Here is a 15,419-nt window from a genome sequence, read left to right on the forward strand (position 1 = left end):
CTCGGTATTTGTGACATCGATCACCTGACTCGGGAATCGACGGATGGGCGCTTGAACTGCGCCTCTGATCAAAAAGTGCGCAATTCTATCGGCGGACAGCGCACTTGACCAGCTTTATGCAGGGAAATACGACGAGTGCTGCGCTTGCTTCGGGAGGCATTGGCTCGGAGTTTGTAACTCGTCGCAGGTACGTACCTGCTCAATGATTGCAGTACCGGGTTCTTTGACATTTTCGTCCGGGGTGCACGCCACGCACTTGTATCGCACCGAGTGCGGTGCAGTTCTGCATAGCAGATGAGCTATTGATCGCAATATTAGGACACATCTTTTTCACTGGCAGCGTCGAGATATTTGGAAAGGCATGTGTAGCATCCACTCTTCGACCTACCCAGCGAACGGAGGCATACATGGGGCGTAAGGTTATCGGGCTTGGAGCGCCGACATCTACCGGTGGATAAGTTCTCGAAGGCAACGTCGGGATTAACATTGATACTTCAGTCAGTACTTCATCTTTAGGGCATCTTGCGAGTTGTCCTGCCTGCAGCAAAGGTCAGGGGCCGATAACTGCAGTTGGTCCTAGAACCATTTCCCTTCCCGCCGGCCCGGTTGCACTTGAAGGTGACTACATTGCGTGCGGTTGTCCACCCGGAGCCAATACCGTTATTGCTGCTCAGTCTTCTGTCTGGCGAGGTGCTGAACATCAGGTCGCCGCATTCTTGCCTATCGCCGCAGTCATCATTCCTAAAGTGATCAGGCGTATTTCTCTGTCGTATGGAGATGCATGTGTTTCGTTACAGGAGGTCTCTAGGTTTTACGTGGATTTGAATATACATGTTCATACTTCCGGATACTCGCCGGGCGAGCAGATTACGGTAAATTTGAGTGGAGATGCTGAACTTACGTTGTCGGCGGTTGTGGGGCAGAACGGTGTTGCTGTCCTTAAGAACGCTCTGGCGAACAATCGAATCAACATGGAAGGTGAAATGTAATGACCAGTCTCGTGGTGAGTACGGGCGGCGTTTCTTCTACAGTCACTGTCAAGCGGCCACGTTACAGTGATTTGTGGGCGGCATACGCAGAGGTTGGGCACATGGACTCTGCATCAGTATATGAATTGGTGGGCGGTGAGGCTGCAGCTCTGCGAAAGCAGAGGCCGGACGCTTATGCGAACGCATGCGCGCTCAGAATGAGCCGGGCTTTCAATTATGGAGGCTACAAGGTCCCTCGTGGCAACATCATTAAAAACAAGGATATCTATCGCGTTCGAGGTAATGACGGTTTTCCTTATATTCTGCGTGTAAACGAAATGATCGATTTCCTCGAATATAACTGGGGAAAGCCCGATCTGATCATGGCTCGCGGTGAGGATGGGAAAATGTCTGGCAAGAAGGGCTTGATTATTGTCGAGGTACAAGGCTGGAATGATGCCAGGGGGCATGTGGTTCTCTGGAATGGTAAAGAGACAAGTGATGGTTCTGACTATCAGCGCTTGGACAGCCATTCCTGGACGGTATCGACAGGTTCGCTGATAAAGACCAACTATTGGGAGTTGAAAGGTTGAAACGGATACTATTGTTGGTTTTGTTTGTAATAAGTGGAATTTGCACAACTGCTAACGCGGCGGTAGATGTTCAGGCGGCCCGTTTGTCGTTGAAGAATTACGGGTTGGCATATTGTATTGCCAATCAGTTTCCGGGTAAGTCCGATGTCAGGGACGATATTGGTATCGCCATAGGTATTTACGGGTTCATGGGCAGTGGTATGCATACCATATTGCAAAACGAGGATACGTTGGAAACATTACATAATCCGTATGATGTAACATCGGATTATGTATTTGCTGCCTATGACAAAGTCAGCGCTGGAAGTAAATACACTGACAAAAAGGTTGTATTTTACGCCTGTCTTGAAGTGTATAACTCAAAAGAATTCGATGCGTTTATCAAAGCCCAGGATAAATATATTCGGAATGAAAGCTGAGGCGCTCAGTCAACGAGTGATTGGAGCCTGTTTTCTGTAAGGTGGGTTACGAAAACATCGGGTAGGTGTCGGCAGGGGTGGGTGCCGGAGCGATTGCCGTTCAGCGAGGCAATCAGCTTGCCCACATTTTGTGGGATGACCTTGACCGTGGACTGGATTTCAAGCGACGGTCATGCCGATAAACGGCGCATGGGGGGCTCTCCCAGCGCCGCAATCCCACTGCCGACAATGCACTTGATCCCCTTTATACCGGGAAATACGACGAGTGCTGCGCTATGCTTCGCGCCTTTGCGCTTTACTGAATTTTTACAGTCAAGAAAACGTCTGTTACAGGGCGTAAAAACGCGCATGCTGCACACAAAGCATAGTGCTTCGTTCAACGAAGCCGGTCTGGAATCAGGAGTTGTTGGATGGGTCAGGCAAGTAGTCACGCGGCAGGCGCCGAGGGTTCGGCCTCCAAGCCGCTGAGCATGCTGGTCGCGGCGGTAGGGGTGGTTTACGGCGATATCGGCACGAGTCCGCTGTACACCCTTAAAGAAGTGTTTTCCGGCGGCTATGGCGTGGCCGTCAATCACGACGGGGTGCTGGGCATTTTGTCGTTGATCTTCTGGTCGCTGATCTGGGTCGTTTCGATCAAGTACATGATGTTCGTGCTGCGCGCCGACAACCAGGGCGAGGGCGGGATCATGGCGCTCACGGCACTGGCGCGGCGGGCGGCGGGTGAGCGCAAGAAATTGCGCTCGCTGCTGGTGGTCTGCGGGCTGATCGGAGCTGCGCTGTTTTACGGCGACAGCATGATCACCCCGGCGATTTCCGTACTGTCGGCGATTGAAGGTCTGGGCCTGGCGTTCGATGGTATCGATCACTGGGTGGTGCCGCTGTCCCTGGTCGTTCTGGTCGCGTTGTTTCTGATTCAGAAGCACGGCACAGCGCGGATCGGCATTCTCTTCGGGCCAATCATGGTCACTTGGTTCCTTGTGCTCGGTGCCCTCGGTGTCTATGGCATCAGCCACTCGCCTGAAGTGCTGCATGCGATGAACCCGATGTGGGCGGTGAATTTCTTCGTCGTGCATCCGGGCATGGGCGTGGCGATCCTTGGCGCTGTGGTGCTGGCACTGACCGGTGCCGAAGCGCTGTACGCCGACATGGGCCACTTTGGCCGCAAGCCGATTGCCCGCGCCTGGTTCATCCTCGTGCTCCCGGCGTTGGTGCTGAACTACTTCGGCCAGGGCGCATTGCTGCTGGAAAACCCGGAAGCCGCGCGTAACCCGTTCTACCTGCTGGCGCCGAGCTGGGCGTTGATTCCACTGGTCGGCCTTTCGACCATGGCCACGGTGATCGCCTCACAAGCGGTGATTTCCGGCGCATTCTCGCTGACCCGTCAGGCGATTCAGCTCGGTTACATTCCACGCATGTACATCCAGCACACTTCCAGCGACGAGCAGGGCCAGATCTACATCGGCGCGGTGAACTGGGCGCTGATGGTCGGCGTGGTATTGCTGGTGCTCGGCTTCGAATCCTCCGGCGCGCTGGCTTCGGCTTACGGCGTGGCGGTGACCGGCACCATGCTGATGACCACGATTCTGGTGTCCGCAGTGATGTTGCTGCTGTGGAAATGGCCACCGATTTTCGCGGTTCCGGTATTGCTCGGCTTTTTGCTGGTGGACGGTCTGTACTTCGCCGCCAACGTGCCGAAAATCGTCCAGGGCGGTGCCTTTCCGGTGATCGCCGGTATCGCGCTATTCGTGCTGATGACCACCTGGAAGCGCGGCAAGCAATTGCTGGTCGAGCGACTGGACGAGGGCGCGCTGCCGCTGCCGATCTTCATCAGCAGCATCCGCGTGCAACCGCCGCACCGCGTGCAGGGCACCGCCGTGTTCCTCACCGCGCGCTCCGACGCCGTGCCGCACGCGTTGTTGCATAACCTGCTGCATAACCAGGTGCTGCACGAGCAGGTGGTATTGCTGACCGTGGTCTACGAAGACATCCCGCGCGTGCCGCCATCACGGCGTTTCGAAGTGGATGCTTACGGTGACGGCTTCTTCCGGGTGATCCTGCACTTCGGCTTCACCGACGAACCGGACGTGCCGCAGGCGCTGAAGCTGTGCCATCTGGATGACCTCGACTTCAGCCCGATGCGTACGACGTACTTCCTCAGCCGCGAAACAGTGATCGCCTCGAAACTCGAAGGCATGGCCCGCTGGCGTGAAGCGTTGTTCGCGTTCATGTTGAAGAATGCCAATGGCAATTTGCGCTTCTTCAATCTGCCGCTGAACCGGGTGATTGAGTTGGGGACGCAGGTGGAGATGTAAGCCTGCCTCAACCAAACGCCCCCGTCAGTCTTGCGACTGGCGGGGGCGTTTTTGTGGCTGTTAACTATCCAAGCCCCGCCAAGAACCCTGTGGGAGCGGGCTTGCCCGCGATGACGGTGTGTCAGTGCATGAATTTGTGACTGATCCACCGCTATCGCGGGCAAGCCCGCTCCCACAGGGATATGCGGTGCTACGAACAATAAAAAGCCCCCGCAACTGCGAAGTGGCGGGGGCTTTTTGTGGGGGCGGTTCAGATCACTCTTCGGCGACCGAGTCCTTGCTCTGGCGCTTCTCGATCAAATCCACCAAACGCTTGGCCAGCGCCGGGTAGTTCTCGTCGAAGTGATGGCCGCCAGGCAGTTTCACCGCCTCACCCACCGCAGTCTTGTCGGTGCAGCCGCTTTCATCGGCCTCTTCTTCACCGTAGATACACACGACCTTGGCCGCTGGCAGTTTGGCCATTTCCGGGCCGGTGGCGGCTTCTTTGCCGGCGTTGCCGAGCCAGCCTTCGACTTCGATTTCGAAGCTGCCGGTGCGGGCGAAGGCCAGCAGGATGATCGCGTCGACGCGTTGCTGTTCGGTTTCAGGCAAGCGGTTGTAGATTGCCGGCAAGACGTCAGCGCCGAACGAGTAACCGGTGAGGACGAAGCGCTTGGTGCCCCATTTCTGCCGGTAGTGCTGCATCAGTTCGGTGAGATCCAGCGCGCTTTGCTCCGGGCTCTTGTGCTGCCAGTAGTAGCGCAGGGTATCGATACCGACCACCGGGTAGCCGATCTTGGCCATTTCGCCGGCCACGTCGCGGTCGAGGTCGCGCCAGCCGCCGTCACCGGAAAGAAACAGGGTCACGGTGTCCTTGGCCTGACCGGCGGGGACTTCTACCACTGGAATCTGCAGACCACCGGCAGCTTTGTCGCCGCCGACGAGGATTTTGCGCAGTTCATTGTTCAGCACTTGCGGCAGATTGATGTCGTAGTCGCTGATGCTGGTTTCGGCGTTCGGTTGATCACGCACGAAACCTGCGCTGGCGTCGTCCGGGTTATCGTTCCACGCCACCAGCCAATGGCCGTGGGCAGCGGCTTTCGGCAGCAGGTGGGTGCAACCGGGTTTTTCCAGTGCCAGGTCGACGGAAATGGCCTGGGCCTTATCGTCTTTCTGCTCGGACAACCAGCGCCATGCCAGCACGGCGCCAGGGCCAATACCGCTGACCAGCGTGGCCGGGCCGTTCAGTTCACGCAGGCCGGTTTGCAGGGCGCGACTTTGCAGCAAGCAGTCCTTGGGCAGAATCACCTGAACGATCTGCGCCGAGGCGCTGCGGCTCAGGGTGCTCAGTTGCTTGTCGCTGAGTTTCTGTTCGTCGGTGACGGCCACCAGCACCTGCGCCTTGGGCTTGGTGCCAGAGATGACGCGGGTCATGGCCGTGCCATCGGCCGCTTTCAGCTGTTCGAGGGTCGGTTCCGGTGCCGGGCGTTTGAGGTACCAGAAACCGCCGCCGGCAATCACTGCCAGCACAATCAGTGCGGCCAGGATGTACTTCAGGGAGCGTTGAATCATCAGCGTTTCACCAATCCAGTCAAGCCGCCCGCGATCAGGGCAGCAGTGTCGGCCAGCGCCACCAGCGGATCGAGTCCGGCGGGCACGGCCATATAACGGGGTTCCCAGTCAGGCTGGAACTTGTCTTTGAAGCGGCGCAAGCCTTGGAAGTTGTACAGCTGCTCACCACGGCGGAAAACCATCGAGCCCAGACGCTGGGTCAGCGGTGCACCACGGCGGGGTTGCAACCCCGACAACGGCACCATGCCCAGGCTGAAGCGCGCGTATCCGTGACTCTTATAGTGTTGAATCAGGCCGACCATCATGAATTCCATGGTCAGCTTCGGCGCGTCCGGGTGTGCGCGCATCAGGTCGAGACTGGCCAGATCATGGCTGTAAGTCTCGAGCAGATTGGCGAACGCCACCGGGCGGCCTTCGAAGCGAATCACCGCGATGCGGAAATGCTTCAGGTAATCGTCGCTGAAGCGGCCGAGGGAGAAGCCTTTCTCGCGAACGTTCTTGCCGGTCAGCCAGGCATCGGAAATCACCTTCAGCTCATCCATCGGAGCCTGACCCGGTTCGTGGATTTCCAGCGACAGGCCGTCGCGGGTGCCACGGTTCCAGGTGTAACGCAGGTCCTTCATCTCTTTGCCCTTGGCTTCCAGGTCAAAGCGAATCAGATCAACCCGGGCTTCTTCGCCGAGTTTGATCGCGGTCAGGCCGATGTCCATGTAGTACGGCAGGTTCTCCGCGCGCACTTGGTAGAACACCGGTCGGGCGTGATAGATGTCGCACAGGTCACGGAACTGCCAGATCATTTCCGCGCGTTGCTGGCCGGGGCCGATCGGGTCGTACAGCGCCACCAGACTGCGCCCACGGCGCGCGTACATCAGAAAGGCTTCGTCGTTGGGGTGGAACAGCAGCGCCTTGTCACCGGTCAGGGCGAGGCCGCCATCGGGTTGCGCCGAGGACATCAGAATCTTCGAGGCGCGTTCCAGTTCATCCGGCGTCGGCAAATGGATCACCGGGCGCGCGGTACGCAGTAGCCAGGTCAGGGCGATCACGATCAGCAACACCGCAGCGCCGAGCAACGAACGCAGACCGCGCGGGGCGTCAGCGTCGAGGGTGAACTGCCACCACAGTTGATGGCTGTACGGCACGTCTTGATAGGCGAACAGCAACAGCCAGGTCGAAGCACCGAGCACACACAGGCTGGCGACCAGATACAGCGGCGAGAACGGCAGCTCGGTCAAACGGCTCGGGCGGTAGAACGAGCGGCGGAACACCCCCAGCAGACTCGCGGTGAGCGTCATCAACAGCGCTTCTTCCCAATCGAAACCCTTGAGCAGCGAAAGCAGGGCGCCGACCAGCAGCAGAATGGTGGTGAGCATCCATGCCGCCGACAAGCGCCGACGCAAGCCTTGTGCGAGCAGCAGGCACAGCACGCCGATCAGACTGGCGCCAAAGTGCGAAGCGTCAACCAAGCGGTGCGGGATCAGAAAACCGATGTGCTCCAGACGAGTGTCGATTTCCGGAGTCGCGCCGGAAAACAGCAGCACCACGCCGGACAGGAATACCAGCACCGCGAGAATCGGCGCTGCCAGACCGGAAGCCGCACGCATCGTCTGCGACTGAAACAGGCGCTGGCCTTCGTTGATCAGCAGCAGTACGCAGGCCACTAGCAGCGGCAGCACCACATAGATCAGGCGATACAGCAGCAGCGCAGCGGCCAGCGGCGCGGCACCCAGTTTGTCGGCAAAGGCAGCCAGCAGAATCGCTTCGAACACACCAACGCCGCCCGGCACATGGCTGAGCACACCGGCGGCCAGTGCCAACAGATACACCAGCAGGAACGCGCCAAATGGCGGCGCTTCCGGCAGTAGCAGATACAACACGGTGGCGGCAGCGGCGACGTCGAGGGCGGTGATGATCAGTTGCAGGAAGGTCAGGCGCCGACCCGGCAGGCGCAGGGTGCGGCGGCCGGCCTTGACCAGCAGGTTGTCACGGTAAGGCTGTTCCGGCAGGCGCCGGCGATAGATGCCGACAGCCAAAGCTGCGCCGAGCAGCAGCACCACCGAGGCGACGCTGCCCAGCAACATCTCGGACAGTCCCAAGGCCTGGGAAGCGGCAGGCAAGTCGCTCAGTGTGGCGAGGGCCGCCAGCGGCGGCAGGGCGCAGCCAAGAGACAGGCTGGCAAACAGGGTCATGTGCGCGACTTCCGACGCGCCCAGACCATGGCGTGCATATAAACGGTAGCGCACCGAGCCGCCGGACAGCAGCGACAGCCCGATCGCGTTGCCAATGGCGAAGGCTGTGAAGCCGCCCATGGCCAGGGTTTGCGGCGGCAGCGTCACGCCCGCATAACGACTGGCCGACCATTCATAGCCCAGCAGAATAATGAAGCCGATCGCAGTCGCGCCCAGAGCACCGAGCAATGCCGGTCGCGGAACGTCGAGAATAGAGTCGTGGAGCGCATCGAGATCCAGCTCGCTGAGCAGATGACGACAGGCAATCAGCGCGATGGCGAACAGCAGCAGAGTGACGGCCAGACCAATCGGTTGCCGGTATTTGCTGATTCGATCCAGCAGGCGTAAACGCTCGGGCTTGATCGGTTGGGTCGCTGTGACGGAGTCTTGTGGATCAGACGAGTTGGCGCGCATCAATCACCTCTTGGATTGTGCGCGACAGGATGGAGGTATCCAGCCAAGTTACCAATCCCTGTAGGAAAAAATAATCACAAAATATTACGCCTCCCACCGAGGATCGGCGAGGGCATCTCATGGATTGCAGACCCGTTGCCCGCGACTCAAGCATAGTCGCAGCACAGCAGGTTTGATGATCCTGAGCGGTTCACTGCACAGTGACAGATCATTGTTGCGAAAGGACTTTTTCGACAGATACAAAAAAGGCCACTCTTTCGAGTAGCCTTTTTTGATGTTTGGTTGCGGGAGCCGGATTTGAACCGACGACCTTCGGGTTATGAGCCCGACGAGCTACCAGACTGCTCCATCCCGCGTCTGTGTGGCGGCATTCTACAGAGGAACGGCGGGGTGTCAACCGCTAATCTCGAGAAGATTCAAATAAATGCCAAATCGCGTCATTCTGTCGCAGGGCGGCGCTAAGTTCCGGAATCTTAAAGAATTCCTTTTCAACGCAGACGCATAAGCAGCTCTCTATAAAGGAAGAAAACTGACGCGCACAAAAAAGGCCACTCTTTCGAGTAGCCTTTTTTGATGTTTGGTTGCGGGAGCCGGATTTGAACCGACGACCTTCGGGTTATGAGCCCGACGAGCTACCAGACTGCTCCATCCCGCGTCTGTGTGTCGGCATTCTACAGAGGAACGCCGGGGTGTCAACCCGCAATCCAGATAAAAAGCTTAAGGTTCAATCAGTTAGCCGTTTGACTGAGACGGCTTGCGGGGCTGAGGCGCAGGCGGGGCAAGGGCTGTAGCTCTATTGGATCCCGCTTTTCGATTAATAAAATAAATTCATCCGGGTTTTCCTACAGGTGCAAAAGAACCTTCTTACCACTGGTGCTATATACAGGTGTCAGTGAGATACTGCCGATCCGGCTCGCCACGTTGCCTTTTCTGTCATGACTCAGCGAAAAATCATCCACGTCGACTGCGACTGTTTCTACGCCGCCATTGAGATGCGTGATGACCCGAACCTGGCCGGCAAGCCGCTGGCGGTGGGCGGGTCGGCGGATCGGCGCGGGGTGATTGCGACCTGCAACTATGAAGCGCGCGCCTACGGTGTGCGTTCGGCGATGTCTTCCGGGCATGCCTTGAAGCTGTGCCCGGACCTGACCATCGTCAAGCCAAGGATGGATGCCTACCGCGAAGCGTCCAGAGAAATCCATACGATCTTCAGCGATTACACCGACCTGATCGAGCCGTTGTCCCTGGACGAAGCCTATCTCGACGTCTCCGACAGTGCGCATTTCGGCGGCAGCGCCACGCGGATCGCTCAGGATATTCGTCGCCGCGTGTCCAATCAGTTGCACATCACCGTTTCCGCCGGAGTGGCGCCGAACAAGTTCTTGGCGAAGATCGCCAGCGACTGGAAGAAGCCCAACGGCTTGTTCGTGATAACCCCGGATCAAGTCGAAGACTTTGTCAGCGGCCTGCCGGTGAGCAAGTTGCACGGCGTCGGCAAAGTGACCGCCGACAAACTCGGCCGGCTCGGCATCGTCGACTGTCAGCACCTGCGCGAGTGGGACAAGCTGACGCTGGTGCGCGAATTCGGCAGCTTCGGCGAGCGATTGTGGAGTCTGGCGCGTGGGATTGATGAGCGGGCGGTGCACAACGACAGTCGCCGTCAGTCGATCAGCGTGGAAAACACCTACGACGTTGATCTGCCGGATCTGCGCAGCTGTCTCGACAAGCTGCCGGAATTGCTGGAGACCCTGAAAAACCGCATGGAACGCATCGACAGCAGCTACCGGCCGGGCAAGCCGTTCGTCAAAGTGAAGTTTCACGATTTCACCCAGACCACGCTGGAGCAGGCTGGGGCAGGGCGGGACTTGGGCAGTTATCAGTTGATGCTGACGCAGGCGTTCAATCGGGGTGGCAAACCGGTGCGGTTGCTTGGGGTCGGCGTGAGGCTGGAGGATTTGCGCGGCGGGTTTGAGCAGATGGAGTTGTTTGAGCGGTAGTTTTTCGGTGAGTTCGAGATTGCCATCGCGGGCAAGCCCGCTCCCACAGTGTTCTGTGTGAAACACAAATTATGTGAACACCCAAAACCTTGTGGGAGCGGGCTTGCCCGCGATGCTTTCAGCCTTAATTCGGTCCCGGATCCGCCACCAGTCGCCCGGCATCCCTGGTCAAAGACTTGAGAAACTCGGCCTGCAACTCAGGATCGTTGCGGGTCAGTTCGATCAGGCTCTGTTCCAGCTCGCTGGCTTCTTCTTCCAGACCCAGTTCCGACAGACGTTTGACCCGGTGTACCCACTGGCTCACTTCGTCGTCTTCCAGGTCTTCGTAAATCAGCCCGTGAGCCTCCAGCAATTTGCCGCGCAGACCCGGGCTGATTGCCAGCGTCGAGTCGGTGTGCACGTCATCCTTGCCGTCTTCGACAGTGATCTGCAATTTGCCCAGATGATTCAAGTCATGTTCGGCGAACGGACTGTCCAGCAGATTCAGGCGCAACACACCATTGCGATCGGTGGTCATGTCGAAAGTCTGCTTGCCGGCTTTGACCTGCACCGGGCGCTCACTCCACGGCAGGCTCGAGTACTCGGTGCGTTTGTCGCGTTGCACTTCGTCGATGCCGGCCAGGTTTTGCTGCGCGCGTCCGTTGGATTGCACGTTCATGAACGGGTTAAGCCCGGCAAAACCGTAGCTGAACCAGTCGCGCGTGACGCTATCCGGCAAATTGCCGAGTGCGAACACGTTGACTATGTTTGCGCCGACACCGCCGACCACCGCGACCACCCCCAGCGGGATCTCGTAGACCTCCCGCCAGGGCTGGTACGGCGTGTAACGGTCGTAATGCCGGCTGACTTCGAGCTCGGTGACTTCGAAAGTCTTCTGTTCGTGAATCTTCACGCGGCGTTGCGGCAGCTCAAGCACCTTGGGCTCGCCGACATCAATTTGCAGGCTGTGATCGAGCAATTTGCGCTCGATACGTTCCTCGTGCTCGCTGCGCTGTGACATGTGATTGGCACAGCCGCTGACCAGCAGGGCGCCACACAGGGTGGCGCCTCCGAGGCCTAAGGTGTTTCGCTTGAACATGACGTCTCTATCTGGTTTCAGCGGCGGATACGGGCCTGAAGGAACGACAGCACGTCGGCGACTGGCAGGGCTTGCGCCTCGCTTTCGGTACGGCTCTTGTATTCCAGGTTGCCTTCGGCGAGGCCACGGTCGCTGACCACGATCCGGTGCGGGATGCCGATCAGTTCCATGTCCGCGAACTTGATGCCCGGGCTGGTTTTCTTGTCACGGTCGTCCAGCAGCACTTCGAAGCCGGCAGCGGTCAGTTCCGCATACAGCTTGTCGGTGGCTTCGCGTACCTGCTCGGTTTCATAGCGCAGCGGTACCAGAGCGATCTGGAATGGCGCCAGAGTGTCGCTCCAGATGATGCCGTTGGCGTCGTTGTTCTGCTCGATGGCCGCAGCCACCACGCGCGAAACGCCGATGCCGTAGCAGCCCATTTCCAGGGTTACAGGCTTGCCGTTGTCACCCAGCACTTCGCACTTCATCGCCTTGCTGTACTTGTTGCCCAGCTGGAAGATGTGCCCGACTTCGATACCGCGCGCGATGGCCAGCGTGCCTTTGCCATCCGGGCTTGGATCGCCTGCAACCACGTTACGCAGGTCGGCAACGGTTGGAACCGGCAGATCACGCTCCCAGTTGACGCCGAAGTAATGCTTGTCGTCGATGTTCGCACCGATACCGAAGTCGCTCATCAGCTCGACCGAACGGTCGATGATGATCGGCAGCGGCAGGTTCAGCGGGCCGAGCGAACCGGCGCCGGCGCCAATCGCGTTACGCAGTTCGGCGTCGGTGGCCATGACCAGCGGGCTGGCGACGCCAGGTTGCTGGGCAGCCTTGATCTCGTTGAGTTCGTGGTCGCCACGGATCACCAGGGCGATCAGCTTGCCTTCTTCTTCGGCGCGCACGATCAGGGTCTTGATGGTCTTTTCAATCGGCAGATTGAATTTTTCCACCAGTGCGGCGATGGTCTTGGTGTCTGGCGTATCGACCAGGCGCAACTCTTCGGTCGGAGCGGGGCGCGCGGTTTCACGCGGCACGGCTTCGGCTTTCTCGATGTTTGCCGCGTAGTCGGAGCCGTTGCTGAAGACGATGTCGTCTTCACCGGACTCGGCCAGTACGTGGAACTCGTGGGAGCCGGCGCCGCCGATCGAGCCGTTGTCAGCTTCAACCGGGCGGAATTTCAGACCCAGACGCGTGAAGATGTTGCAGTACGCCTGATGCATGCGGTCATAGGTGACCTGCAGCGACGGTTGGTCGGCGTGGAACGAGTACGCGTCCTTCATGATGAACTCGCGACCGCGCATCAACCCGAAGCGTGGGCGGATTTCGTCACGGAATTTGGTCTGGATCTGGTACAGGTTGATCGGCAACTGCTTATAGCTGCTCAACTCGTTGCGCATCAGATCGGTGATGACTTCTTCGTGGGTCGGACCCGCACAGAAATCACGACCGTGGCGGTCTTTGAAGCGCAGCAACTCAGGGCCGTATTCTTCCCAGCGTCCCGATTCCTGCCACAGCTCGGCCGGTTGGGTGCTCGGCATCAACACTTCCAGAGAGCCGGCGGCGTTCATTTCTTCACGAACGATGGCTTCAACCTTGCGCATTACTCGCAAACCCATGGGCAGCCAGGTGTACAGGCCCGAGGCAAGTTTGCGGATCATGCCGGCGCGCAGCATCAGCTGGTGGCTGATCACTACCGCATCGGAAGGCGTTTCTTTCTGTGTGGCGAGCAAAAATTGACTGGTGCGCATGGTTGGCCGTTGTCGGTTGCTGAGACTGGAAATGACGGAGCAGTGTACCGGCGAGATTTGCTGACGTACAGAAGTGTGGCCGGCGGCGAGGCTGGACGGCGGCAATCCTCCCGCCGCCGCTGACTTTTCCTACGATTCTTCCGCGACTGGAGTCGGCACAGGCTCGGGCGTCGGCGTCGGGCCTTCGCGGCGGCTCTCCTGGAACCAGTGCAATGCGATCAGCAGCAGGGTCGGCACGCCGAGCATCGCGGTGATCAGGAAGAAACTGTGGTAGCCGAATTTTTCCACCATCACCCCGGAGTAGCCGCCGATCAGGCGAGGCAACAGCAGCATGATCGAGCTGAGCAGGGCGTACTGGGTCGCGGAGAACTTCAGGTTGGTCAGGCTCGACAGGTAGGCGACGAACGCCGAAGTGGCGAGGCCGGAACTGAAATTGTCGAGGGAAATGGTCACCACCAGCATCTGCAGGTTCGGGCCCATGTCCGTGAGCATCACGAACAACAGATTGGTGCCGGCGGATGCTATGCCGCCGATGAACAGAATCGGCAGAATGCCGAAGCGCACGATCAGCAAACCGCCCATGCCGGCGCCGACCAGGGTCATGATCAGGCCGAAGATCTTGCTGACGCTGGCGATCTGATCCTTGGTGAAGCCCTGGTCGATATAAAAGACGTTGGCCATCACACCCATCACCGTATCCGACATCCGATAGGTGGCGATCAGGCCGAGCAGCAGCAGCGCTTGCCAGCGGTAACGCATGATGAAATCGTTGACCGGGGTCAGCACCGGCGCCAAGCCGCGACGCCCCATGGCCGACAGGCACAGGAAGGTCAGCGTGGTGTAGAGGATCGCCCGCAGGAACGCGCGGTCTTCGAGCAGCAAGTCGAGCGGGCTGACGCCTTCGAACAGCACGCTGGCGAAATCGGTGTTGTACAACTGGGTGAACATTGCCGGGACGGACACCAGCAAGATGATCAGCACAAATACCGACATCAGTTGGTGCATGAAGGTGTAGCGGCCGGCCTGCAACTGCGTGCGCAGTGGAACCGGGGGTTCGCGCATGAACAGGGTGGTCAGCAGGGCTGGGATCATCAGCGCGCCGAACAGCACGTAAGTGCCGGCCCAGGCTGAATGCTGATAGTTGAAACCGGTCGAGCCGAAGCCTTCGGCGAAGAACAGTGCGCCGGCAGTCGCCAGCAGCGCAGCGATCCGGTAACCGGACATGTAGCTGGCAGCGAGCGCGGCCTGACGGCTGTCGTCGGCGATTTCCAGTCGATAGGCGTCGACCGCAATATCCTGAGTCGCAGAAGCGAAGGCGACGACCACAGCAATAGCGATCAGCCAGGACAAGTGTTTTTGCGGATCGCAGAAACCCATGCCGATCAGGCCGAGGATCACCAGGCTTTGCGAGAGCACCAGCCACGAGCGACGACGGCCGAGCTTGCCCAGCAATGGCAGGCGCCATTGGTCGAGCAGCGGCGACCAGACCCATTTGAACGCATAAGCGAGGCCGATCAGACTGGCGTAGCCGATCGTTTCACGGGCCACACCGGCTTCACGCAGCCAGACCGATAGCGTTGAGAACACCAGCATGTACGGCAGGCCGGCGGCGAAACCCAGCAACAACAGCACGAGCGTCGAAGGACTGGCATAGGCGGCGAGCGCGGCGCGCCAGGTTTTACGGGGCATGGGCTGGAGTCTGCCTCAAGATTGCGAAAACAAAGCGCGCACTCTAACCGCTGTGCTCTACCGGGCGCCAGCCATGGCGCCGAATATCCACACGATTGTTCTGGACGGTAATCCCTTCCGTGCGCAAACGCGCGCGTTGTTCGTCCCCGGACGGGCTGCCAACCGGCAGGCTAATCTTGCCTCCGGCGCCGATAACACGGTGCCAGGGCAGCTTGGTATCGCCGGGTAACTGGCTCAGGGTACGGCCGACCCAGCGGGCGGCGCGCCCCAATCCGGCCAGTTCGGCCAACTGACCGTAGCTGACGACTTTGCCTTCGGGCACTTGGGTCAGCGTCGAGTAGAGCGCCGTGCGTCGGATTTGCGCTTCGTCTGGTGGGTCTTGGCGTGGCTCGGTCACGGGCGCGGTTCCTGAATTTGATCGCGTTTACAGGCTTTAGCGT

At 59.1% G+C, this 15,419-nt stretch carries 10 protein-coding genes and 2 tRNA genes; 4 read left to right on the forward strand and 8 right to left on the reverse strand.

Annotated features, from left to right (window positions below; genetic code table 11):
* Nucleotides 1–988 precede the first annotated feature (988 nt).
* The 3 genes from ACP7BN_RS18045 to ACP7BN_RS18055 all read left to right on the forward strand — a co-directional run bounded on the left by ACP7BN_RS18045 (nt 989) and on the right by ACP7BN_RS18055 (nt 4,292).
* A complete protein-coding gene (locus tag ACP7BN_RS18045) occupies nt 989–1,561 on the forward strand; it encodes a type VI secretion system amidase effector protein Tae4 (RefSeq protein WP_426205490.1) in 573 nt (190 codons plus the stop codon).
* 14 nt (nt 1,562–1,575) lie between these two features.
* Nucleotides 1,576–1,980 carry a hypothetical protein gene (locus tag ACP7BN_RS18050; protein ID WP_426205491.1) on the forward strand — a complete coding sequence of 135 codons (405 nt, stop codon included), beginning with the start codon at nt 1,576–1,578 and terminating at the stop codon, nt 1,978–1,980.
* Between the two features lie 470 nt (nt 1,981–2,450).
* Nucleotides 2,451–4,292, forward strand: coding sequence for a potassium transporter Kup (locus tag ACP7BN_RS18055; protein WP_420648382.1), 1,842 nt, complete (start codon nt 2,451–2,453; stop codon nt 4,290–4,292).
* Nucleotides 4,293–4,547: 255 nt separating this feature from the next.
* Here ACP7BN_RS18055 and ACP7BN_RS18060 read toward each other — a convergent pair whose 3' ends face one another.
* The 4 genes from ACP7BN_RS18060 to ACP7BN_RS18075 form a co-directional block, all read right to left on the reverse strand.
* Entirely contained in the window at nt 4,548–5,843 is a 1,296-nt protein-coding gene (locus ACP7BN_RS18060; protein WP_426205492.1) for a virulence factor family protein, read from the reverse strand.
* Entirely contained in the window at nt 5,843–8,482 is a 2,640-nt protein-coding gene (mprF, locus tag ACP7BN_RS18065) for a bifunctional lysylphosphatidylglycerol flippase/synthetase MprF (RefSeq protein ID WP_426205493.1), read from the reverse strand. The genes ACP7BN_RS18060 and mprF overlap by 1 nt, the downstream gene beginning before the upstream one ends.
* Nucleotides 8,483–8,761: 279 nt before the next feature.
* Nucleotides 8,762–8,838 (reverse strand) — tRNA-Met (locus ACP7BN_RS18070).
* Nucleotides 8,839–9,060: 222 nt separating this feature from the next.
* A tRNA-Met gene (locus ACP7BN_RS18075) sits at nt 9,061–9,137 on the reverse strand.
* 280 nt (nt 9,138–9,417) lie between these two features.
* Here ACP7BN_RS18075 and dinB point away from each other — a divergent pair.
* Complete coding sequence (gene dinB / locus ACP7BN_RS18080) at nt 9,418–10,479, forward strand: DNA polymerase IV (RefSeq protein WP_426205494.1); 1,062 nt, start codon at nt 9,418–9,420, stop codon at nt 10,477–10,479.
* 124 nt (nt 10,480–10,603) lie between these two features.
* Here dinB and ACP7BN_RS18085 read toward each other — a convergent pair whose 3' ends face one another.
* From ACP7BN_RS18085 to ACP7BN_RS18100, 4 genes are all read right to left on the reverse strand, one after another.
* Complete coding sequence (locus tag ACP7BN_RS18085; RefSeq protein ID WP_426205495.1) at nt 10,604–11,557, reverse strand: hypothetical protein; 954 nt, start codon at nt 11,555–11,557, stop codon at nt 10,604–10,606.
* A 17-nt stretch (nt 11,558–11,574) separates the two neighbouring features.
* Complete coding sequence (locus ACP7BN_RS18090) at nt 11,575–13,290, reverse strand: proline--tRNA ligase (RefSeq protein ID WP_426205496.1); 1,716 nt, start codon at nt 13,288–13,290, stop codon at nt 11,575–11,577.
* Between the two features lie 129 nt (nt 13,291–13,419).
* The gene (locus ACP7BN_RS18095) at nt 13,420–14,979 is read right to left on the reverse strand and encodes an AmpG family muropeptide MFS transporter (protein WP_426205497.1); all 1,560 of its coding nucleotides are present in this window, start codon (nt 14,977–14,979) and stop codon (nt 13,420–13,422) included.
* A gap of 43 nt (nt 14,980–15,022) precedes the next feature.
* Nucleotides 15,023–15,376, reverse strand: a complete 354-nt coding sequence (locus tag ACP7BN_RS18100) for an MGMT family protein (RefSeq protein WP_426205498.1) — start codon at nt 15,374–15,376, stop codon at nt 15,023–15,025.
* Nucleotides 15,377–15,419 lie beyond the last annotated feature (43 nt).

The organism is Pseudomonas sp. TWP3-1 (assembly GCF_049896625.1).
Lineage (GTDB): Bacteria > Pseudomonadota > Gammaproteobacteria > Pseudomonadales > Pseudomonadaceae > Aquipseudomonas.

What these genes read in the sequence shown, in the direction of transcription:
- ACP7BN_RS18045 (WP_426205490.1), top strand. Translation starts at nt 989, where the DNA reads ATGACCAGTCTCGTGGTGAGTACGGGCGGCGTTTCTTCTACAGTCACT.
- ACP7BN_RS18055 (WP_420648382.1), top strand. Translation starts at nt 2,451, where the DNA reads ATGCTGGTCGCGGCGGTAGGGGTGGTTTACGGCGATATCGGCACGAGT.
- ACP7BN_RS18060 (WP_426205492.1), bottom strand. Translation starts at nt 5,843, where the DNA reads ATGATTCAACGCTCCCTGAAGTACATCCTGGCCGCACTGATTGTGCTG.
- mprF (WP_426205493.1), bottom strand. Translation starts at nt 8,482, where the DNA reads ATGCGCGCCAACTCGTCTGATCCACAAGACTCCGTCACAGCGACCCAA.
- dinB (WP_426205494.1), top strand. Translation starts at nt 9,418, where the DNA reads ATGACTCAGCGAAAAATCATCCACGTCGACTGCGACTGTTTCTACGCC.
- ACP7BN_RS18085 (WP_426205495.1), bottom strand. Translation starts at nt 11,557, where the DNA reads ATGTTCAAGCGAAACACCTTAGGCCTCGGAGGCGCCACCCTGTGTGGC.
- ACP7BN_RS18090 (WP_426205496.1), bottom strand. Translation starts at nt 13,290, where the DNA reads ATGCGCACCAGTCAATTTTTGCTCGCCACACAGAAAGAAACGCCTTCC.
- ACP7BN_RS18095 (WP_426205497.1), bottom strand. Translation starts at nt 14,979, where the DNA reads ATGCCCCGTAAAACCTGGCGCGCCGCGCTCGCCGCCTATGCCAGTCCT.